The 19,565-nt window shown below is 54.9% G+C and carries 18 protein-coding genes; 10 read left to right on the top strand and 8 right to left on the bottom strand.

Annotated features, from left to right (window positions below; all coding sequences use genetic code 11):
* Positions 1-27 precede the first annotated feature (27 nt).
* Entirely contained in the window at positions 28-312 is a 285-nt protein-coding gene (locus tag R6V78_RS20940) for a hypothetical protein (protein ID WP_410291340.1), read from the top strand.
* 78 nt (positions 313-390) lie between these two features.
* Here the strand turns inward: R6V78_RS20940 and mazG are convergent, their stop codons facing one another.
* From mazG to R6V78_RS20925, 3 genes are all read right to left on the bottom strand, one after another.
* Complete coding sequence (gene mazG, locus R6V78_RS20935) at positions 391-1,206, bottom strand: nucleoside triphosphate pyrophosphohydrolase (protein ID WP_410291339.1); 816 nt, start codon at positions 1,204-1,206, stop codon at positions 391-393.
* Entirely contained in the window at positions 1,191-1,715 is a 525-nt protein-coding gene (locus R6V78_RS20930) for a CvpA family protein (protein ID WP_410291338.1), read from the bottom strand. The genes mazG and R6V78_RS20930 overlap by 16 nt, the downstream gene beginning before the upstream one ends.
* Before the next feature lie 63 nt (positions 1,716-1,778).
* A complete protein-coding gene (locus R6V78_RS20925) occupies positions 1,779-2,078 on the bottom strand; it encodes a hypothetical protein (protein ID WP_410291337.1) in 300 nt (99 codons plus the stop codon).
* On the opposite strand from R6V78_RS20925, the gene R6V78_RS20920 reads away from it, so the two are divergent.
* The 7 genes from R6V78_RS20920 to R6V78_RS20890 all read left to right on the top strand — a co-directional run bounded on the left by R6V78_RS20920 (position 2,052) and on the right by R6V78_RS20890 (position 10,001).
* Positions 2,052-2,981 (top strand): PhoH family protein, encoded by a 930-nt coding sequence (locus tag R6V78_RS20920; protein ID WP_410291336.1) that lies wholly within the window; start codon positions 2,052-2,054, stop codon positions 2,979-2,981. The genes R6V78_RS20925 and R6V78_RS20920 overlap by 27 nt on opposite strands.
* Before the next feature lie 69 nt (positions 2,982-3,050).
* Positions 3,051-5,504: an HD family phosphohydrolase gene (locus tag R6V78_RS20915; RefSeq protein ID WP_410291335.1), complete on the top strand. Its 2,454-nt coding sequence runs from the start codon at positions 3,051-3,053 to the stop codon at positions 5,502-5,504.
* On the top strand, positions 5,404-5,847 hold the full coding sequence (ybeY, locus tag R6V78_RS20910) for an rRNA maturation RNase YbeY (protein ID WP_410291334.1): 444 nt from the start codon (positions 5,404-5,406) through the stop codon (positions 5,845-5,847). The genes R6V78_RS20915 and ybeY overlap by 101 nt, the downstream gene beginning before the upstream one ends.
* A gap of 2 nt (positions 5,848-5,849) precedes the next feature.
* Positions 5,850-6,569, top strand: coding sequence for a pyridoxine 5'-phosphate synthase (locus R6V78_RS20905; RefSeq protein WP_410291333.1), 720 nt, complete (start codon positions 5,850-5,852; stop codon positions 6,567-6,569).
* A gap of 35 nt (positions 6,570-6,604) precedes the next feature.
* A complete protein-coding gene (locus R6V78_RS20900) occupies positions 6,605-8,221 on the top strand; it encodes an NAD(P)H-hydrate dehydratase (RefSeq protein ID WP_410291332.1) in 1,617 nt (538 codons plus the stop codon).
* Positions 8,218-8,736 (top strand): tRNA (adenosine(37)-N6)-threonylcarbamoyltransferase complex ATPase subunit type 1 TsaE, encoded by a 519-nt coding sequence (gene tsaE / locus R6V78_RS20895; protein ID WP_410291331.1) that lies wholly within the window; start codon positions 8,218-8,220, stop codon positions 8,734-8,736. The genes R6V78_RS20900 and tsaE overlap by 4 nt, the downstream gene beginning before the upstream one ends.
* 44 nt (positions 8,737-8,780) lie before the next feature.
* Positions 8,781-10,001, top strand: coding sequence for an aspartate kinase (locus tag R6V78_RS20890; RefSeq protein ID WP_410291330.1), 1,221 nt, complete (start codon positions 8,781-8,783; stop codon positions 9,999-10,001).
* A 45-nt stretch (positions 10,002-10,046) separates the two neighbouring features.
* Here R6V78_RS20890 and pyrF read toward each other — a convergent pair whose 3' ends face one another.
* On the bottom strand, positions 10,047-10,868 hold the full coding sequence (pyrF, locus tag R6V78_RS20885; RefSeq protein WP_410291329.1) for an orotidine-5'-phosphate decarboxylase: 822 nt from the start codon (positions 10,866-10,868) through the stop codon (positions 10,047-10,049).
* A gap of 172 nt (positions 10,869-11,040) precedes the next feature.
* Here pyrF and R6V78_RS20880 point away from each other — a divergent pair, with 172 nt between their 5' ends.
* On the top strand, positions 11,041-11,796 hold the full coding sequence (locus tag R6V78_RS20880; protein ID WP_410291369.1) for an RNA methyltransferase: 756 nt from the start codon (positions 11,041-11,043) through the stop codon (positions 11,794-11,796).
* A 12-nt stretch (positions 11,797-11,808) separates the two neighbouring features.
* On the opposite strand, the gene R6V78_RS20875 is transcribed toward R6V78_RS20880, so the two are convergent.
* A complete protein-coding gene (locus tag R6V78_RS20875; RefSeq protein ID WP_410291328.1) occupies positions 11,809-12,000 on the bottom strand; it encodes a hypothetical protein in 192 nt (63 codons plus the stop codon).
* Between the two features lie 254 nt (positions 12,001-12,254).
* Between R6V78_RS20875 and R6V78_RS20870 the strand changes: the two genes are divergently transcribed.
* Entirely contained in the window at positions 12,255-12,569 is a 315-nt protein-coding gene (locus R6V78_RS20870; protein WP_410291327.1) for a YkvA family protein, read from the top strand.
* Positions 12,570-12,662: 93 nt separating this feature from the next.
* Here R6V78_RS20870 and R6V78_RS20865 read toward each other — a convergent pair whose 3' ends face one another.
* The 3 genes from R6V78_RS20865 to R6V78_RS20855 form a co-directional block, all read right to left on the bottom strand.
* On the bottom strand, positions 12,663-15,980 hold the full coding sequence (locus tag R6V78_RS20865) for an AAA family ATPase (protein WP_410291326.1): 3,318 nt from the start codon (positions 15,978-15,980) through the stop codon (positions 12,663-12,665).
* A gap of 78 nt (positions 15,981-16,058) precedes the next feature.
* Complete coding sequence (locus tag R6V78_RS20860; protein ID WP_410291325.1) at positions 16,059-17,468, bottom strand: FAD-binding oxidoreductase; 1,410 nt, start codon at positions 17,466-17,468, stop codon at positions 16,059-16,061.
* 327 nt (positions 17,469-17,795) lie between these two features.
* A complete protein-coding gene (locus tag R6V78_RS20855; protein WP_410291324.1) occupies positions 17,796-19,556 on the bottom strand; it encodes a sigma 54-interacting transcriptional regulator in 1,761 nt (586 codons plus the stop codon).
* Between the last annotated feature and the right edge of the window lie 9 nt (positions 19,557-19,565).

Here is a 19,565-nt window from a genome sequence, read left to right as displayed (position 1 = left end):
TTTGCAGAAAACAAAGGGGGGATTGCCATGTTGGATACAATTGGCGAATCAGCCGTCAGAACGACGAATCGCATGGACAGTAATTTGGTAGTGGAAAACAGGTATATAGCCCTAAAAAAAGCCGAAAAGGCTGTTGAAGAACGGCCCATCGAAAGTGCTCGGGAAAGCACAAAAACCGAAGCCGATGATCAGCAAAAGACCGGCGGGTTCAATGCGGATGATGCGGGCGTTTACTTTGAAAAATACGACAAAAACGGAAATGTGGTTTTCAGACTACCACCCGAGCAAAAACCCATAGACGAACGCGCCTGACGGGCGGTGTGTTCCGGATCCACGCACAGCCGGCTTAATTGCCGGCTGTGCGTGTTGGCTTTCAGCGCTGTGCCACTATCAGCCGAACTCGACTTTGGCCTCATCCCAGAGAACATGCATTTCCTGGACGGACAGGCTGTCAAGATTGCGCCCCGATTCCTTCGCCCTTTCTTCCAAATAATTGAACCGTTTTTCAAATTTTTGGATCGAACGAATCAATGCGATTTCCGGATGGATCCGGGCAAACCGGGCGACATTGACCATGGTAAACATAATGTCTCCGAATTCCAGGGCCGCCTTATCGCTGCCGGCTGCACCTTCGGCAGTATTGACCTCCTTTGAGAACTCCATCCACTCTTCCATGGCTTTGTCCATCACACCGGAAAGGTCATCCCAGTCAAAACCGGTTTTGGCTGCTCTTTCCGAAACCATCGCAGCCTTGAGCAATGCAGGCAGGTTCCGGGGGATTGAGCCGAGCACCGAATGGCGCCCGGCGCCCCCTCTTTCCAGCCGTTTGATTTTCTCCCAGTTTTGACTGACCTTTTCGGGGGTGTCTGCGCTGGCGTCGCCAAAAACGTGGGGGTGCCTGCGGGTCATCTTGGCGATATTTTTTTCGATCACATCCTCAAGACCGAAATCTCCCGATTCCCTGAACAGATTGACCACAAAAAGCAGCTGGAATAATACATCGCCCGCCTCTTCGCAGACGGCGTCTGCATTTTTAGAGATAATGGCCTCCACCAGTTCGTATACCTCTTCGATGAGGTAAACTGCCATGGTGTCCGGCGTCTGCTTTTTATCCCACGGGCAACCGTTTTCGCCTCTCAGGGTTTCGATGAGCGCGGCAAGGCGTTCGATGGGCGTCGATCGGATGGGTTTTACGGGGTCTGCCAAGATTTCCTGAAATCCTTAACTTTGGTGACAAAATTTTCTTTCATCTCCTTTGAAATCACTGTTGCCATGACTTCCGATACCGTGGCTACATAGGGCGACAGCGCAGCGTCTTTAACAAATACAGCCCCCTTGGGCAGAAAGGCGGTCAGCACGATAAACAGCACGCAACACACCAAAAGGCCCTTAAGCATCCCGAACAAAGCCCCGCAGATCCGGTCCACCCATCCCAAGTAGGCGATATTGAGGAGATATTTAATGACCACGGCAAGGATCGCCACAATCATCACCACAACTGAAAAGATTGCCATGTAACTAAAAATATTGAGATAAGCAGGGTTGGCAATCCACTTGGAAATCGACTTGGCCACGTATGGATAGTAGGTGTATGCGGCATAAAATCCGCCCAGAACACCAATGATTGAGGATATTTCTCTGACCAGTCCTCTGAAAACACCACGAATCAACCCATACGCCAGAATGGTAACAATCAGGATATCGAAAGCATGCATGACGGTCTCTTAATGATGCAACCCGTTAAATGAATCTTTTCTAATTTTTTTAGGTAGATGACGTTAACAGAGCGGCATTTCCCAGTCAAGCATTTTCACCGGCGCCAAGGCGGTAAATTTGACGTTTGCATTCCCCCCCAAAGTCGGATATGCCAATGCCGACAACCATTGCGTGTCACCGGATTTACCCGGGGCGGCCTTGCCGGTTTGACAAATAAGCAAAGCCAATTCATACTGGCTGGCAACGCAGACGACAAACACAAACGAAGCACGGCACTTTTTATGGATGCCTGTACAGAAGACAAGCAAACCCGCCTGACCTTTTCCGACATTGAAATGGCCCGGCAGCTTTTTGGCGAGCATGACGCGCACCTCAAGCGTCTTGCAGACCTTCTGGGGATCCATATTCACACCAGAGGCAACACGGTATATCTCAAAGGGGAAGATCTGGCCGTGGATCTTTCAAGACGGGTGCTGGAGCAACTCTATGGTCTGGTCAAGGAAAAATATCCTGTCTATCTCAATGATTTTGACTATGCCCTGCGGATTCTAAAAGAAAACCACACCACGGACCTGAAAAAAATCTTCCTGGACACCGTTTATATAACCTCGAAGAAACGGGCCATTACACCCCGAAATCAAAACCAGAAAGCCTACATTGAGGCGATTCGCAGCTATGACATCGTCTTTGGGATCGGTCCTGCCGGCACGGGAAAAACTTACCTGGCCATGGCCATGGCCGTATCGGCACTCGCCAAAGGAACCGTCAGCCGGATCATCCTGACCCGCCCAGCCGTTGAAGCAGGCGAATCACTGGGTTTTTTACCCGGAGATCTGTCGGAAAAGGTCGACCCCTACCTGCGGCCGCTTTATGATGCGCTGCATGACATGATGCGATTCGAAAAAGTGGCCGCTTTGATGGAAACCGGGGTGATCGAAGTGGCACCGCTGGCCTTCATGCGCGGCAGAACCCTCAACGAAGCGTTTATCATCCTGGATGAAGCCCAAAACACCACAACCGAACAGATGAAGATGTTTTTAACCCGCATCGGGTTCAACTCCAAGGCCGTGGTTACCGGAGATATCACCCAGATCGATCTGCCGGCGGGCAAGTCCTCCGGACTGGTCGAGGCCAAAGCGATTTTAACACCCGTCACCGGCATCGGCTTCATCCATTTTACCCGGCAGGATGTTGTTCGACACCGGTTGGTCCAGGATATCATCAACGCCTATGAACTGCTGGAGGCCGGCCGGAGCAGGAAATAGGCGCGCCGATCGTTCCCCTTCCGACCGTTTCATCGGTGGATTGAGCAGTTGGTTTCGGAGCCCCGCAGTATGGCCAAAAATATGATCCGAGATCGCAAAAAAAAGTCCTTCGACCATTTTTTCAAGGTGAGCCCGCTTATCCGCTGGGCATTGCTGGTACTGATCATTATCATTTTCACCACCAGTCTGTACCCAAGGCTGATCATCAGAAAACACACCTATTCGGTCGGTGATGTCGTAAAAACCGATATCAAGGCTGCCGAAGATTTTTTCATTGAAGACACCTCCGCTACCGAAGCCCAACGCCGCCAGGCCATAGAAAACGTCCTTACCGTTTACGACCTCAACCCGAAGATTCTAAAGAGCACGGTTACCCGCCTGAACGATGCCTTCGACAAATTGCGGCTGATATACGAACAGGAAAGCAAAAAACTGCTGGAGGAATCACCGACGCCGCCCGCTGCCATGTCCTCCTCGGACACGGCGCCTGTCGAGCCCGGTGATGTTCCGAACCTCCCCAAGGTGCCGCTGACCGAACGGATGCTGGCCAAGAAAAACCTGTTCGAAAGCCTGATGGGTATCGAATTCAGCAACGGGGCGTTTTCCATTCTCAGCGAACATGAATTCTCAAAGGAAATCCCTAAACTGCTGACCACCATCATCACCCAGGTGCTCTCCACCGGTGTGGTCGCCAACAAAGAAATCCTGCTGTTGGAATCGGACAAGGGCATCACCCTGCGCAACCTGGAGACGATGACGGAAGCCCATGTATTGAACCTGAAGCAGTTTTACGGTCCGGATCAGGCCAAAACCATGGTCAGGGTGGTCGGCGATCCGTTGCTCAAAGGCATGAATTACGACCTGCTCAACCTGATTGTGGATTATTGCCAACGGTTGATACAACCCAACGTGACCTTGAACAGCCACGAAACGGAAGCGCGCAAGGAGCGCGCATCACAGCAGATCAAACCGGTCCTTTACATGATAAAAAAGGGAGAGATGCTGCTCCGTGAGGGTGAACGGGTGACACCCTTGCAGCTTCGCAAGCTCAAGGCCTTGGAGGGCCGGGTCGATGGCCACGGTGTTCCCCTGGGCGGCTCCGGTGCGGTTGCACTGATGACCGCTGTATTGATCATTCAATATCACGTCAGGCTCAGACGCCGCATGGAATCGGCACACAACGGCAACAAGGATCTGCTTTTTCTCGCATCCATCCTGGTGTCATTTATCATCGTAGTGAAAATTTCCACCACCCTGCCAGAAGCCTGGTTTCTCGGTTTGCCCCTGAATCGCCCCGTATCACCGGTCGAATTTGGCATCCCTTTGGCGGCCGGCGCCATGATCGTCTGCCTGTTCATGGGCCGGGACACCGCACTGATCTTTGCTCTGGCGCTGGCCCTGTGTGCATCCATGCTGCTTCAGGGAGGGCTGGAGACGTTCATCTATTTCATCTTAAGCTGTACGATGGCGGTATGGTGGCTTCAAGATTGCCGCGAAAGAAGGATAATCATCAAGACCGGCGCCAAACTGGGGTTGCTCAATGCCTTTTTAGCCATTGTGATCAGTGTTTACATTGGCACTCCCTCATGGGCAACGCTGCCCTTTGATCTAACCGTTGCCTTTCTGGGGGGCATCGGTGCCGGCATCATCACCGCTGGGTTGGCTCCGGTGGTGGAGATGGTCTTTCACTACACCACCGATATTACCCTGCTGGAACTCTCCAACCTGGATCGGCCCATTCTGCGCCGGCTCATGCTGGAGGCGCCGGGCACCTATCACCATAGTGTTGTGGTCGGGTCGCTGGTTGAGGCGGCTGCTTCGGAAATTGGGGCCAATCCCATCCTCTCCAAAGTTTGTGGGTACTATCATGACATCGGAAAATTGAAACAGCCTCTTTATTTTATCGAGAATCAGTCAGACGGCAGAAACAGGCACGACAAGCTGGCACCGTCCATGTCTGCACTGATCCTGATCGCCCACGTAAAAAACGGCGTCGAATTCGCGCGCGAGCACAAACTCGGACAGGTAATTCTCGACACCATTCAGCAGCATCATGGTACCAGCCTGATCAGTTTTTTTTACGAAAAGGCCAAAGCCGCCAAAGGCGAGGATGCGGTCAATATCGATGATTTCAGATACCCGGGCCCGCGGCCCCAGACCCGAGAGGCGGGGCTGGTCATGCTGGCGGATGTGGTCGAGGCGGCCTCTCGCACCCTGGACAACCCGACATCCTCGCGGATTCAAGGCTTGGTGCAGAACCTGATCAATAAAATATTCTCCGATGGCCAATTGGATTATTGTGAGCTGACCCTAAAGGACCTTCACCTGATCGCCAAAAGTTTCAACAAGATTTTAAACGGGATCCATCACCACCGGATTGAATACCAGGACAGCGCCACAATCACATCCGGAAAGGCCAAGAATGGAAGTGCTGATCGAAAACCGGCAAAGCCGCCACAGGTTGCCAGAACAAGAAATTCGGACGACCGCCAGGCGCATATTAAACGCCTTGGGCTATCCTGATGCCCAACTGTCCATTCTGATCGTGGATGACGATCAGATCGCAACCCTGAACATGGCCTATCTGAATCATAAAGGCCCGACCAACGTGATTTCATTTCCCATGCAGGAGGGCCGGTTTTCCGGCATCACGCCGGACCTTCTGGGCGACGTGGTGATTTCCGCCGACACGGCTCACCGGGAAGCCCTTAACGCCGGCATGGCGATGCGTAAGCGTTTCGACCAGCTTTTGATTCATGGCATTCTGCACCTGGTGGGCTACGATCACGTCAATTCGGAAGCAGCGGCAGCCGCCATGGAGCAAAAAAGCAACCAACTGATGGAATTGATTCACACGGAGGATTGAGCATGGCAGGTCTGGCAGTGAATATCGATCATATCGCCACCTTGAGGGAAGCGCGAAAAGTGACTTATCCAGATCCGGTTGCAGCCGCCGTGCTGGCTGAACTGGCCGGAGCAGACGGCATCGTCTGCCACCTGCGCGAAGACCGCCGACATATTCAGGACCGCGATGTCCGGTTGCTTCGCAAGGTGGTCCAGACCAAGCTGATCCTTGAGATGGCCGCCACCTCGGAGATGGTGGGCATTGCCCTGGATGTCAGGCCGGAGCTGGTCACCCTGGTTCCCGAAAGCCGCGAAGAGGTCACCACCGAAGGGGGACTGGACCTCATCTTGCACAACAAATCCATCGGTGAGACCATCGGCGCCCTGCAGAACAATGGCATTCCTGTGAGCATATTCATCGACCCGGAACCGGAGCAGATCAAGCTGGCGCATCAGACTGGTGCAAATATGATTGAAATCCATACCGGCGCTTTCTGTGAAGCCACCGGCAACGCCAAACGAAGACAGGCGCATGCCAAGATCGTGGACGCCGCCAAACTGGCCAAAAAACTCAAACTGGGCGTCAATGCCGGCCATGGGTTGTGCTACAACAGCATCAAAGCATTCAAGGGACTGTCGGAAATCGATGAGTTCAGCATCGGCCACAGCATTGTTTCACGGGCCGCACTGGTTGGGATAGACCGGGCGGTCAGGGAGATGCGCGGCCTGATCGACGCCCTTTAGCAGGGTTGCCGGGTAAGGGCTAAAAGGAGAACGGGATGTATCTGGTAACGGCAGATGAAATGCAGCGCATGGATCGGGCAACCATTGATTCCTTCGGCATACCCGGGCGTTTGCTCATGGAAAATGCCGGCCGCGGGGCGACAGCCTTTTTTCTGGAGTCCGTGTTCCGGCATCATCCCGGCAACGTGGGCATTGCCGCAGGCCACGGCAACAACGCTGGGGACGGCTTTGTCATGGCCCGCTATCTGCACCAAAAAGGCATCCCGGCAACGGTTTTTTTGTTTTCCCAGAGGGGTCGGATCACCGGTGATGCCGCCGCCAACCTGAAACTGCTTGACAGCATGGGCGTGCCGGTAATGGAACTGGCCGATGCTGCGGCGTTCAAATCCCGAGAGTCGCTGCTGCGCCACCAGGACACCTGGATCGATGCCATCCTGGGCACCGGTCTCACATCGGATGTACGCGAACATTTCAAGACGGCAATCGATTTCATAAATCAGCAGGAACGACCTGCATTTGCAGTGGATATCGCTTCCGGTCTCAACGCGGACAGTGGACAGGTCTGCGGTGTTTGCATTCAAGCCGCTGCCACGGCCACCTTCGGTTTTGCCAAGGTCGGTCACCTCTCCTACCCGGGACGCACCCTGACCGGCAGGTTGAAGGTTATCGACATCGGCATTCCGCCCCACGTTGCCGCAAGTGTGGGCTGTCGCCAGCACTTGATCACGCCCGGCACCCTGAAAAAAGAAATCCCTGAACGATCGGCAGCTGCCCACAAAGGCCGCACCGGCCATTTGTTGGTCCTGGCCGGTTCTCCAGGTAAAACCGGGGCCGCCGCCATGACCGCGACCGCAGCCATGCGTGCAGGTGCAGGATTGGTGACCCTGGGGGTGCCCCGATCGCTGAGTCATGTCATGGCGGCCATGCTTACCGAAGTCATGACGGTGGATTTGCCGGAAACGGCCCAAGGCAATCTGGACGAATCCGCCCAGGAGGCCATCATGTCCATAACCGCGGACAAGCGCTGCATCGCCATCGGGCCGGGGTTGGGCACCAACGCCTCAACCGGCAGATTACTGGGCCGATTGATCGCACAATGCCCCCTTCCCATGGTGATCGATGCCGACGGCCTTAACCTGATTGCAGGGAATCTATCCATTCTGTCCACACGCCGATCACCCATCGTGCTTACCCCTCACCCCGGGGAGATGGCCAGGCTCAGCGGCCACACCGCCGCCGACATTCAGCACGATCGCATCGGTCATGCGCGATCTTTTGCAAAGCGGCATCGGGTTTACCTGGTGCTCAAAGGGGCGGCGACGGTCATCGCCCGGCCGGACGGCAATGTATTTGTCAATCCAACCGGCAATCCGGGTATGGCCGCCGGGGGCATGGGTGATGTGCTCACCGGTCTGATTGCCGGCCTGATCACCCAGGGTCTGGAAATCAGCGCCGCCGCCCGGGCCGGGGTATATCTGCATGGCGCGGCGGCAGACTGGCTCATGCGTCAAAAATCGCCGTTCGGCTATCTGGCCACAGAGGTCATGCATGCCCTTCCCCATGCGATGGGCAAACTTCTCGGCGGTGGAGACAGCCTCCCCTGGCCCGCGATTGACCCGTTGCTCTGCCCCACAGGTCCGACCGAACCATGAAGGTCGCTCCAACCTGCCTGCCTGCCGCAACCATCCGTGCATTCGAAAGCCGGGGGCACGACCAGACCGTGGACCTGGGCCGCGCTTTGGGCCGGCGCCTGAATCACGCCATCACCCTATTCCTGATCGGCGATCTGGGCAGCGGGAAAACAGCCTTTGCCCAGGGGCTGGCCCAGGGTCTGGACGTTCCACCGTCTTATACCGTTACCAGTCCCACCTACACCCTGATCAACGAATACCCAGGCAGACTGCCTTTTTTCCACGTGGATCTCTACCGTTTGCCGGAGCCTGTGGATGCAGACGATATCGGCCTGCTGGATCTTTTCGACGAAGAGGGCATCGTCGCCGTTGAATGGGCCCAGCGGCTGCACCCTGCGGACCGCCCCGCCCAGCGGCTGGAACTGTTCTTTGGTATCGCCGGCGACGCCTCCCGGTCGATTCGCATAATTGCATATGGACTTGGCCCGTCTGATCTGTTAAATGACATCGACAATTGGTTACCCCCCTCCCCATAGAACTGATATTGATACCGATTGTTAACCGGTGAAGGTGCACGTGTATGGCTTTGATTGTTCAAAAATTCGGCGGCACGTCGGTGGCCGACACCCAGCGAATCCGCAGCGTCGCCAAGCGCGTGCTGAAAGCCCATGATCAGGGAAACCAAGTCGTCGTGATCCTCTCCGCCATGGCCGGCGTGACCGACCGGCTGATCGGCCTGGCCAACGAGGCCACGGAAACCCCGGACCGGCGTGAGCTGGATGTGCTGCTGGCCACCGGTGAGCAGACCACCGCTGCACTGTTGGCCATGATGCTAAAGGGTATGGGATACAAGGCCCAGTCACTTTTGGGGCACCAAGCCGAAGTGGTCACCGACTGTGAATACGGCAACGCCCGCATCCTTGAAATCGGAACCGACCGAATCAAACGGCTGCTTTCAGACCGCACCATCGTCGTGGTGGCCGGATTTCAGGGCACCGACATCAAAGGCAACATTACCACGCTGGGACGCGGCGGATCGGATACTTCGGCGGTGGCCATCGCTGCGGCCTTGAACGCTGACGTCTGTGAGATCTATACGGATGTTGACGGCATCTATACGGCCGACCCAAACATCTGCCCGCGCGCCAGAAAGATAAAAGAGATCTCCTACGACGAGATGCTGAACATGGCCAGCCTGGGTGCCAAGGTTCTGCAGATCAGATCAGTGGGGTTCGCCAAGAAGTACAACATCCCCGTTCACGTCAGATCATCATTTTCAGAGGAGGAAGGCACCATGGTGGTTAACGAAGATTCCGGCATGGAGCAGCTGGTTGTTTCCGGAGTGACCCATGATCTCAACCAGGCGCGCATTACGTTGAAAAAAGTTCCCGACCAGCCTGGGATCGCAGCGAAGATATTCTCACCCATCGCTGAGGCCGGAATTCTGGTGGACATGATCATTCAGAACACCCGTGCCGCCGGCCAGACGGACCTGACCTTTACGGTACCCAAGGCGGATTACAAACGGGCCCTGGAGATGCAGAAGCGATTGGCGCAAACAATCGGAACGGAGGATGTGTTCGGCGACCCCAACATCGCCAAAGTGTCAGTCATCGGTGTGGGAATGAAAAACCATTCCGGTGTGGCCTCGCTGATGTTCAATGCCCTGGCCCGGGAAAACATCAATATCATCATGATCAGCACCTCGGAAATCCGCATCTCCTGCATCATCGAAGAAAAATACACCGAACTGGCCGTCAGGGTCCTGCACACGGCCTTCGGGTTGGACAAAGAGGAGTAGAATTTTGCCCGCAACCTGCACAATAATGGTTCAATGAAGCGTTTCTCACCCGAGCAAATCGGTTTTGTCCTCATGGTCTGCGCCGTTGTCCTGTCCTTGGCTCTGTGGCGATATATCCAGGTACGCTGATCCGGCAAGGGACCGATTATTCAACACACCCTGAATCTCTGCGGCGACAGCACGTGCGGCCGCCAGCGGATCGGCGGCATCGCGGATGGGCCTGCCGATAACCAGATAATCAGCGCCACGCCGGATGGCCATGGCCGGTGTTACAATCCGGGACTGGTCGTCCGCAGCCACCCCGCCGCCTGCCGGTCGGATGCCGGGCGTCACCGCCTTGAACGCAGCACCGAAGGCGGCCTTTATGCCCCGGACCTCCTGACCGGAGCAGACCACCCCTGAACATCCGGCCTCCCTGGCCATCTGCGCTTTTTTCATCACCAACTGCTGCAGGTTCTTCGCGTACCGCTCGTGATAGCCGGCCTCGGCCACCTCTGTGGGAGAAATACTGGTCAGCACCGTGACTCCGAGCACGTTGACCCGTCCACCGGCCCCTTCAACGGCAGCCTCCAGCATGGCCCGGCTTTCGCCGCAATGAACCGTGGCAAAAAAAACGCCCAGGTCGGCCACCTGGACCATGGCCCGTTTGACGGTCATCGGAATATCATGCAGTTTGAGATCCAAAAATACCTTGGCGGAGCCTGCCTGCTGAATCCAACGCACCAGTTCCGGCCCCGATCGGATAAACAGTTCAAGACCGACCTTGAACACGCCCACGTCATTGGCCAGCAGGCTGACCAGCGCTCTGGCCGCTTCGGGGCTGGGCACATCGAGGGGGAAGACAATATAATCTTTGGCTGCATGCATGCGTTTTCCTTAAGCCGAACCTTTTTAACGCCTAACTTTTTTAACGAGCAACCCACTGCTTGTTGCGTTGACACCCTACAGCCAAATATGCCATTTTGGCAAAACGTTTTTCAGGCTGCCGACGCGTCAGCAGCGCATCATCAGGCAATCCGGAGGCCGTCTTGTGGTCAGCATGGATAACATCAGCATCATCCTCGTGGAACCCCAGGGACCGATCAACGTTGGATCAGTGTGCCGCTTAATGATGAATTTCGGGTTCTCCGACCTTCGTCTGGTAAACCCCGGTTGTGCATACCAGTCCCTGACTGCCCGCCGAATGGCACTCAAAGCCGAAATGATTTTGAACCATGTGCCGGTTTTCCAAACCCTGCAGGAGGCCCTGAGCGGTTGTCATCTGGCCTTCGGCACCACCCGCAGATCCGGAAAGTACCGCGAAAATTGCTTGACCCCGCAACAGGCTGCCATTCATGCACGTTGCCAATCACCTGACAGCCGGGTGGCCTTTGTATTCGGTCGCGAGGATCGAGGCCTTCACACCAGCGAACTGGATCTGTGCCAGATTTTCGTCACCATTCCCACCGACAGCGCCTATGCATCCATGAACCTGTCCCATGCGGTGGCCCTGTTGCTTTACGAACTGAGCAAGCGCGAGATCAATACCTGGATACCGTCCGATGACAGCCGGGTATCGGCACAGGCCGATGATGTGGAAAGGATGTTCCAGCATATGCGCCGGACGCTTTTGGCGGCCGATTACCTGGACCCGCAAAACCCGGACCACATCCTGCGGGCCTTTCGGCGGCTGTTCGGACGGTCCGGCCTCAGCGACCGGGAGGTACGGATCCTTCAGGGTTTATGGAGCCGGATTGACTGGATCGAGACGGAGCGGAAAAAACTGTCGGAAGGCAAAACGACGACCAAACCATGAAATCCGTGCGGATCAGGCCAGCTTAAAGGCCACTGCCACCAGGCCTACCACGATGCTGATTATAAAAAAAAAGGTTTCATTATTCCGCATGGCATCCACCAGGGTCCCCCCCGTACGTCTCACTTCAGCGTATGCGGACAGAAAAGCCAGGCCCATGACCAGCCAGAAGACCAGAACAGTCAGGATCAGCGTTTGCGTGTTCATATCACCGCCTTGATAGCATATTGGTAACCGGATGTCTATTTAAGGCCATGGGCGGCCGATTGTCAAAATGAAAAAAGGGTGAGCCCCCGAAACACATTGGGGATCGTTGGGGGCTCGAGGAGAGAGAGGAGGTAAGTATGGAAGCTGAACATATTTTCGTCTTCCAAGCGTAAAGATCTAAAAAGTCCTAAAACGTTACAACAGATCTGCCAAACGCGCACTATTTTTATGGGACCCCTACCAAAGGACCGTTCATGGCCAGACCCACCCCCGCCGACATGAATCTGTTTAAACGCCTCACCGAGGATCTGCGCCTTCTGGTGCTGTTGATCCGTGATTACGGCAAGGGACGCTACCGCAACGTTTCCCCGGTTTCAGGGATCATCTTTTTCCTGGCTGTCGCCTACCTGCTGTTCCCCATCGACCTGATCGGTGATTTTATCCCCGGTCTGGGGCAGCTCGATGATGCGGCCGTTTTAATGGGCTGCCTCTATTTTCTGGAAAAGGATCTTTACCGTTATCGGGATTGGAGAGACCAGTTTCTTGGGAATGCCAAACCTTTGGACTGACCGTCGCCTGACCCAATCAACCGAGCTCGCGTCAGATGCCTATTTGCATGGGTTGCGCAGCTGTTTTCATTATTGGATGGGTGCGGTGCCATTTTAGTTCTCTTTGCCTTGACAAAGAATATCAAAGAAAGGCGCTTCATGTTTAGCCAGGTTAAGGGTGTTTTTTCTTGCAACCTTGCAACCCATTTTATCAGTGAGATTGTACCACTGGCGATAATAGCGCTGCGCGCGCTGCACATCTCCTTTCTGGTGCATCAGATTCGCAAAACGGTATAAGCTCAGCGACAGTTCAGTCATCGCTCCCGCACGCGTCGAGATCTCGATGCTTTTCTTCATATGGGTTTCAACCTGAAGCCAATCCGGATTTCTTCCAGCGGCGGCCAGGATTCCCATGGTTCGGCAGCCGGCGATTTCGCCCCACTTTTGTCCCGACTGGTTGAGTGCCGCGGCTTTCCGATTGGCTGATTCCGCCTCACGGAATCTTCCGTTCACCGCGAGGTTTTCCCCGTAAAGGGAATAAAAATAACGCAGCGCCAATACAGAGTCCAACCCTGCCATCATTTCAATTGATCGCCCCATGACAGCCAGGCCTTGCTCCTGCATGCCCGAATTGAACAGCGCAGCGCCTTTAAACAAGGTGGCCCAGATGATGGGCAGTGAATTGCCCAGTTTTTTGGAAAGATCGGTGCACTTGCTGCAGTTGTTCATGGCCGCATTCCAGTTGCCGTACCAATACTGGATTGCACCCAGATACCCGAAGGCCATGGCCTCGAAAGTCGGTATGACGTATTTTCTCGCAATTCTTATCGCTCTGGCGATCGTTTTAAGGCTGGCCTGGTATTTTCCGGTCAGGCCCAACATCAACCCCAAAATTGCCGTGGAATAGACGATGTCGTCCCATTTCTTAAACGGTTTGATCAGTTCGAGGCCCCTATTCAGATAGTCGATTCCTTTCGAATAGTCGCAGGTATACAAACAGGCACGTCCGAAAAGATTGGTGGAAATGGCCAGCAGCTCGGGGTCCTTCAGGTCAGTTGCCCACTTGATACAGCGTTCCACTTGGGGTATGGCTTCGATAAAATCCCCCTGCATATAATCAAATTTCCCGACCCAGTAAGTCACTTCAGCGATGCGTGTGGGGTTGTCGACGGTCTTGGCAAAATCCAGAGACTGGATCAGCGCATTTCTGACCCGATTGGAAGGTGCATACTGGGACACTTCGGCCCATTTTAAGCTAAAATCAATGTACTTTTCCTGATTTTCCGCATCCATTTTTTTGGAGCCGAGTACCGACAAGGCGGTTTTATAAAACTGCCTTGCCTCCGACAGGGAGTGGACACGAGATGCCTTGACCCCGGCCATTTCCAAATAGAACAGGGCTTTTTTCGTGTCGGTGCTGTTGGAAAAGTGATGCGCCAGGTTTTCGCAGCGCTCCTCAAGTCGATCCGCATATAATCGCTCCATTGCCAGGCCCACTGAAGCGTGGAAAGTCTTGCGTCTCTTCAACAGCAGGCTTTCATAGGCGGCAACTTGGGTCAGCACATGCGTAAACATGTACCTGGGCTCGATAGTCAATCGGATCGGTTGGATCAATTCCTGAGTTTTAAGCACATCCAGCACCAATGGCAACTGGTGCCTGGTTTCGGTAAGCATTTCAAGAATTCGCAAGGGGAATTCCCGGCCAATGACCGCCGCCAGTTGGAGGGTTTCCTTCACAGGTTTTGCCAGCCGGTCCAGTCGCGCCCTGATGACGGCTTGAACCGTTGGGGGCAGGCTCAGTTTTTCTGACGGCTTGACCAGAACCGCTTTTCGATCGGCAATTCGCACAGACCCGTCCTGCTTCAATGCCCGGCAGACCTCCTCAATGAAAAATGGATTGCCGCCGGTCCGGTCATGCACATACGATGAAAATCCATCCGGCAGTTCATTTACCTTCCAAATGGATTTGATGATGTGGTCCGTGTTCTGATCATCCATGGCTTTTAACACACATGCGGTATGAAAGTGCCAGTCGGGCCATTTTTTGGCTTCCTCCGAGCGATAAAGAATCACTACCATCAGCGGGTAGGATTCCATCAGGCTTGCCAGGTAGGCCAGGGTCGAATCCGAGGCTTCGTCCACCCAGTGCCAGTCCTCCAGAACCAGGACCACTGTTTTTTTTTGGGCGCTTAACAGAATCATACCCGCCAGTGCCTGGTTGATCGAATTTTTTAGTTTCTGGCCGTGCAGATGGTCCTGAAGCGGATAAATTTTGCTCGGAATGGAAAGCAGGTGCAAATATACAGGCAGATACTGCGCTAAAGAAGGATCGATCGCGAGGATGTTGGCGATGGTTTTGTTTTCCAGTTGCGTCTGCGTGTCATCTTCCTTCAAGGACAGATAACCCTTGAGCACATTGAGCCATGGCAGATAGGGTATATTGCTTCCGTATGTGTGGCAGCGCCCCTGAAGCACTGTGACCCGGTTTTTATCGGTGCGGTCACAGAACTCATAGACCAGACGGGTTTTTCCCATCCCGGCCTCACCGGTCACGGTTATCAACTGCCCTTTTCCAGCCACGGTTTTTTCAAGGCATGCCTGCAGCCGGTCCAGCTCCTGACGCCTGCCTGTAAATTCTGTGAAGCCATGCCGTCTAGCCGCCTCGAACCGGGTTTTGACCGGCAGTTCTTCCACAACCAGGTAAGCGTTGACAGGACTTGCGATGCCTTTGAGGTTGACTTGACCCATCGGTCTGGTTTCATAGTAAGGGGAGATGAGCTGGTGCGTCTGAGAACTGATGACGATTTCATCCGTTTTGGCAATATCGGAAAGCCTCGAAGCCAAATTCAGCGTGTCTCCGACCACACCGTGGATCCCTTTTTCCACGATCATCTCGCCGGACACAACCAGTCCGGTGTGAATACCGCTGTGCATACGCAACGGATGGTCGATCCGACCCTGCAACCTCGGTCGAATCGATTTGACTTTACGGTGAATTTCAATGGCCGCACTGACCGCCCTGATCGGGTCATCTTCATGAACAGCCGGCAAACCGAAAATTGCCAGGACGGCGTCTCCAATGAATTTTTCAATAAAACCCTGGTAGCCGGCAATGATTTTGGCAATCTCCGCAAAAAGAAGGCTGGAGATATCCCGGACCTCTTCGGGGTCCAGCTTTTCCGAAATGGCCGTGTATCCGCAAACATCCGAAAAGAGCACGGTGACAGGTTTGCGTTCCCCTTCAATTTCGGCCGGTGTAGGGGTTGTCTGCGCGTGCGTCGGATTCAGTTTCAGACCGCATTCACCGCAGAACTTCTGCCCCGGCAGGATTTTCGTGTCGCATCGGGGGCACCGCCTTTCAAGCTCACCGGCGCAGTCGTAGCAAGGTTTCTGCCGTTGGGAAGCAGCCGTTTGACGATGAGGGTGCTGCATTGGATGACTCCCTTTCCCGTGCAGATCGATTGAATCCTCCCCGCGGCAAGCCGCGGGGAATGCGCTCGCTATCGCGGTTCAATGCGTTGGCGATGCCGGCTGGATATTCTGGTTCATGCGAAAGACGTTGGTTGGATCATATTTTTTTTTAACCAGGGCCAGGCGCCGGTAATTCTCGCCATGGCTGGATTGCCAGATGTTACCGCCCTGCTCATCGAATCCCGGAAAATTGAGATACACCCTCCCATTGGAAAACGGCCGCATGGTTTTCCAGAATTGTCGGATCCAGTCGATATTGCGTTCGGACGCCGATGGATCGGTCCAGGCCCCGTCAATACTGAGCATAAACTGCGCCTGACGATTGCAATAGGCGGTTGCCTGTTCGTCGACCCGGCTGATGGCGCCTCCCAGATGACGGATGATGACCAGGATGTTGGGGTCGGGGCGCTCGGCCGCCATGGACACGATGGCCTGGATGGCCGCATCGCTGAGTTCATCGATGAAGAGGGACTTCCAGTAGTACAGGCCGCCATCAGGGAAAAACGCATCAAAGGCTTGCTGCGCCTCCACGTAGGGAACGCGGCCACTGAAATCCAGCAACGAACCATTCAGGTTTCTCAGCGGCCGGAAGACCTCTTCCCCGACACTGGACGGACCGGCGTACATACCGTCGAACAGGCACACGGAAGCTCCATGGAGATCGGCGGGCAGATCCGGATGTGCGGGAATACCCCATATGCCAAAAGCGGTTGTGGCTTCATCGGAAGCTGCAGCTGTGAACTCCCGCCAGGAAATCAGCACCCGTTGGGCCTCGGTCAGGGGATAAAACGGGTTCAGGGTCGCAACCTCCGGTCCCACCGGGTGCAGCCGAAACGTGAATGCGGTCACGACGCCGAAATTGCCGCCTCCGCCACGCAAGGCCCAGAACAGGTCGGGGTTGTCGATCGCATTGGCCGTGATCATCCGTCCATCCGCGGTGAGCATGTCAACTGACAGCAGATTGTCGCAACTCAGACCATACTTGCGCCTCAGGTATCCGACCCCGCCGCCGAGTGTAAGTCCGGCAACGCCCGTTTTCGATACTTCACCACCCGGCGTGGCCAAGCCATGCGGCTGGGTTGCCTGATCCACATCAGCCCATCGCGCGCCTGCCCCGACGCGGACCGTGCGCGCTTGGGGATTGATTGTCACTCGGTTCATCAGTGCCAGGTCGATGACCAGACCGTCATCGCAGACAGCGTAGCCAGCCACATTGTGACCGCCACCGCGAACGGAGACCAAAAGCCTGTTTTCCAGGGCAAAACGTAACGCTGCGGCCACATCCGTCGACCCCGTGCACTGGGCAATCAATGCGGGCTTTCTGTCGATCATATGGTTCCACACCCTGCGGGCCTTAGGATATCGAGGGTCGGAAGGGCCGATCACCGGACCCTTGAAGGCCTGTCGCAATCTCTTTAGTTGGCCCGCGTTGACGGCAATAGCTTTCATTTCTGCCTCCAGAAACCTTAAAGTGATGAGAAGGTCAGCCCGAAGCGTTCAAAAAGACCGGGGACGCTGTCTTAATCCATATCGAGACCCTGTTTTCCATGATATCACCGATGATAGGTCGTTATGGGCAAGGGCCTCGAATGGGCTGATGCCCACATTTCAGAACAAAATCCGTGCCAAATTGAGAAAAGTATCTGAAGAGTGTCCCGGAGGGTTGGCGGGCGCAACATCAGCGATTTGGATGGTGCTGATGGGAAATGGTGAATGGATTTAAAAAATTGCCGTTATATCGGCAAATGCAGAAATTTCAGCAAACCGTGTCCGTACTCAGGATATGACATACTTTTTGTCGATCCGAATGCCCAGCTTCTGCATCCGGGACCATAAGGTTGAGCGGTTGATATTCAACAGGGAGGCAGCACCCCTGGATCCGGCTAAAATGCCGCCTGTTTTTCCCAAGGCAGCCTGAATGTGCTGTCGCTCCACCTCTTCCAGGGTTGGGAATCGGTCCCCTTTTATCGGTTCCTGGCTGAGGTCGCTGATATGTTTTTTTTCAAGAACCCCTCCCGGGCAGAGAATTACGGCCCGTTCGATCACATTGGCCAGCTCACGCACATTCCCGGGCCAGTTGCTGCGCATGAGCTTTTCCATTGCCTGGCCGTCTATCCGGTCGATGTGTCTGCCAAAGCGCTTCGCAAAGGCAGCAGTGAAATGCTTTGTCAATAACGGAATATCTTCCCTGCGGTCGCGCAAAGGGGGCACCTTAATTGGAAAAATGTTGAGCCGGTAGTATAAATCCGACCTGAAATTGCCCTCCTTAACCAAGGTTAACAAGTCGTGGTTGGTTGCGGCAATCACACGCACGTTCACCTTCAGCGTCTGGGTGCCGCCCACTCTCTCAAACTCCTGCTCCTGAAGCACGCGCAACAACTTGATCTGGATTGCCGCCGGCAGTTCACCGACTTCATCGAGGAAGATCGTACCGTGGTGGGCCAACTCAAAACGACCTTTCTTTTGGTCGGTGGCACCGGTGAAGGCCCCTTTTTCGTGCCCGAAAAGTTCGCTCTCCGCCAGATCGGTCGGCAGTGCGCCGCAATTAACCTTGATCAGGGGACTGCTCCTGCGGCTGCCGGTTTTGTGAACGGCGCGTGCGATAAGCTCCTTGCCTGTGCCCGTCTCTCCGAGCAGCAGCACGGTGGCGTCCGTACCGGCCACCACCTTGATATTTTCGAATACGGTTCGCATGGCTGCCGATGAACCCACGATGTCGCCGTAGTTGAGCTCTTTGGTCAGTTCTTCCCTCAGGTAGAGGTTCTGGCTGTGGAGATGTTCGGCCCGTTTGCGCTCAGTGATGTCGCGCACGATTAAAACGATGCACCTTTTCCCGTCGATGGCTTCAGCCATAGGCGCGGCGCGAGCCTCGAACGTGTGGATTTGACCACCAATGGGAAGCTCGTATTCGATCACCACCGGTGCGTTGCTGGACAGGGTGTCTTGGGTCAGCTTGAGAAAACGGTCTGCCTCCGGTTTTTCAAAAATGTCCTGAAGCAATCGCCCCTGCAGGTCGTTGATAGGGGCACTCAGGAGCTCTTCCCGGGATGTGAGCACTTCCAGGTAGCGTCCCTCTTCGGTGAGCACGAAAACCAGATCGGGAAGCGCCATCAATATTGCGCGCAGCCGGGCCTCGCTTTCCTTTGAAACCGCCTGGATGCGTTGGCACAAAGAGATGTCCCTGGCAAACAGGGAGAACAGACGCCGGCCATTGAATGGGAAGTGAGCACAGGTTACTTCAACGGGAATCGGTTCCCCCTGCCGTGAAAAAAATTGCGTCTCATAAATGTTGCCGGGCTGCTTTACCCAATCATCCTTCAGCATCGACCAGCGCGCTGCATCGCAACGGGTGTCGATGTCATGAATCGTCAGCCCGGCGGGATTGTTGGATGGGAAACCAAACCGGCGGCAGGCGGCTGCGTTGGCACGCAGCAAACGGCCGGATTCATCAAACCACAATATAGGATCGGGTGCGTCTTTAACCGTCAAGTAGACCCAGGTCAGGAATTCACCATTGATGTCCGTGTTGTCAATCACGTCTACCTT

The organism is Desulfosarcina sp. (assembly GCF_046496365.1).
Lineage (GTDB): Bacteria > Desulfobacterota > Desulfobacteria > Desulfobacterales > Desulfosarcinaceae > Desulfosarcina.
This window is presented reverse-complemented; position numbering and strand designations above follow the sequence as displayed.

What these genes read in the sequence shown, in the direction of transcription:
- R6V78_RS20940 (WP_410291340.1), top strand. Translation starts at nt 28, where the DNA reads ATGTTGGATACAATTGGCGAATCAGCCGTCAGAACGACGAATCGCATG.
- R6V78_RS20930 (WP_410291338.1), bottom strand. Translation starts at nt 1,715, where the DNA reads ATGCATGCTTTCGATATCCTGATTGTTACCATTCTGGCGTATGGGTTG.
- R6V78_RS20920 (WP_410291336.1), top strand. Translation starts at nt 2,052, where the DNA reads ATGGCCCGGCAGCTTTTTGGCGAGCATGACGCGCACCTCAAGCGTCTT.
- R6V78_RS20925 (WP_410291337.1), bottom strand. Translation starts at nt 2,078, where the DNA reads ATGCTCGCCAAAAAGCTGCCGGGCCATTTCAATGTCGGAAAAGGTCAG.
- R6V78_RS20915 (WP_410291335.1), top strand. Translation starts at nt 3,051, where the DNA reads ATGGCCAAAAATATGATCCGAGATCGCAAAAAAAAGTCCTTCGACCAT.
- ybeY (WP_410291334.1), top strand. Translation starts at nt 5,404, where the DNA reads ATGGAAGTGCTGATCGAAAACCGGCAAAGCCGCCACAGGTTGCCAGAA.
- R6V78_RS20905 (WP_410291333.1), top strand. Translation starts at nt 5,850, where the DNA reads ATGGCAGGTCTGGCAGTGAATATCGATCATATCGCCACCTTGAGGGAA.
- R6V78_RS20900 (WP_410291332.1), top strand. Translation starts at nt 6,605, where the DNA reads ATGTATCTGGTAACGGCAGATGAAATGCAGCGCATGGATCGGGCAACC.
- tsaE (WP_410291331.1), top strand. Translation starts at nt 8,218, where the DNA reads ATGAAGGTCGCTCCAACCTGCCTGCCTGCCGCAACCATCCGTGCATTC.
- R6V78_RS20890 (WP_410291330.1), top strand. Translation starts at nt 8,781, where the DNA reads ATGGCTTTGATTGTTCAAAAATTCGGCGGCACGTCGGTGGCCGACACC.
- pyrF (WP_410291329.1), bottom strand. Translation starts at nt 10,868, where the DNA reads ATGCATGCAGCCAAAGATTATATTGTCTTCCCCCTCGATGTGCCCAGC.
- R6V78_RS20880 (WP_410291369.1), top strand. Translation starts at nt 11,041, where the DNA reads ATGGATAACATCAGCATCATCCTCGTGGAACCCCAGGGACCGATCAAC.
- R6V78_RS20875 (WP_410291328.1), bottom strand. Translation starts at nt 12,000, where the DNA reads ATGAACACGCAAACGCTGATCCTGACTGTTCTGGTCTTCTGGCTGGTC.
- R6V78_RS20870 (WP_410291327.1), top strand. Translation starts at nt 12,255, where the DNA reads ATGGCCAGACCCACCCCCGCCGACATGAATCTGTTTAAACGCCTCACC.
- R6V78_RS20865 (WP_410291326.1), bottom strand. Translation starts at nt 15,980, where the DNA reads ATGCAGCACCCTCATCGTCAAACGGCTGCTTCCCAACGGCAGAAACCT.
- R6V78_RS20860 (WP_410291325.1), bottom strand. Translation starts at nt 17,468, where the DNA reads ATGAAAGCTATTGCCGTCAACGCGGGCCAACTAAAGAGATTGCGACAG.